Consider the following 1,391-nt stretch of genomic DNA (forward strand, 5'->3'; position numbering starts at 1 on the left):
AGCAGACTTCTGAGATGATGGGTGGTTGGCAAGGCGGTCAGTATCTTGATTTGCGCGTTTGTATTGAGAGGGTCTATCACCAGCGTAGCTATTCAATCGTGGGATTGGCGAATCAATCATTGTGGTGGCAAGATGATGCCGCCACTACTAAGACAGCAAAAAGCAAACATCACACGGTGACTATCGCGATCAAACCGCAAGGATTGGTATCTCATTATCTTACCAAGCAACTACCACTATCTAGCATCGTTGACACGAGTATGCCACTGGGTCATTTTACTTTGGCACAGGCAAAGACAAGTTTAGATCATAGAGAACCAGATAACCAAAAACTGCACGCTTTATTATTTATCGCTGGTGGTAGCGGTATCACGCCTATGCTAGGACTTATTACGCAAGCACTAGCAGACAGACATCAGGTGGCGTTGCTACATTATAGTCGAACAGAACTTCCCCATTTTCAGCATCAGTGGCAACAGCTGAGCGATATCTATCCAGCCTTCAACTATCATTTGATCCACACTGATAACCCTGCTACCTATCTGGCTGGCGAACGATACTTGAGCGCAGAGGGTCTGTTATCACTTAACCTACCTCTGGCAAATACGCAGATATTTGCCTGCGGTTCACAAGCGTTATTAGCCGGCTTATATAAAGCAGTAAACGAGATTAACGTGCTACAAGACATCCAGCTACGTGACAACATTATCATAGAGAATTTCGGTAGCGCACTGCCTGATTTTGATAGCGACGATCAAGTACTCAGGTTTTATGTGCTACAGGATTACTCTCGCTCCAACAGTATTTTGATCGATTTGCAGACGCAAGAGCATAACTTGCCGCCTGCATTGGTTGGGGTTAATGACGCGGCTCACAATATCAAAGAAAACGCAGCCATCATATTTTTGAATCACCCACATGCCAAAGACAATCAGTTGTCTCCGCGCCTTTCTCGTCTAGTGTCTGCGGTATTGCAATATCCAGAGCTAAAGGTACGCCTAGTACCCGTATCTATCCTGTGGGGACGCGCCCCTGAAAAAGAAGACTCGCTATTTAAACTATTAACCGCTGACAATTGGCAAGACCCGAGTATCAGCAAGCAGTTATTTAATATCGGTGTGATGGGCCGCGATACCTTCGTACAGTTCCATCCACCCCAAGATTTGCGTACTATCATCAATGATAGCCTCAAAGGTGAAAGCGCGGGCCCTAACGTTTTTGACTCAATTTCTGAAGATTTAGTTTCTAAAAGCTCAGCTACTATAGATATGCAAGATACTGAATCAGCAACGACGGATAATGATGTCAAAACTGATGCTGAAATATCACCCAGCTATACGCTCGTGGCGGCCGCTGATGGTAATCGTGAACTCGTGCGGATGTTGCAGCAG

1 protein-coding gene is annotated in these 1,391 nt (G+C 45.5%); it reads left to right on the top strand.

All coding sequences use genetic code 11. From position 1 onward, the window contains the following. The coding region (locus tag ACS8FC_RS14175; RefSeq protein ID WP_459112960.1) for a ferredoxin reductase domain-containing protein at positions 1 to 1,391 on the top strand (1,391 nt) is incomplete at both ends.

The sequence above is a fragment of the Psychrobacter sp. 1Y4 genome (genome assembly GCF_051847555.1).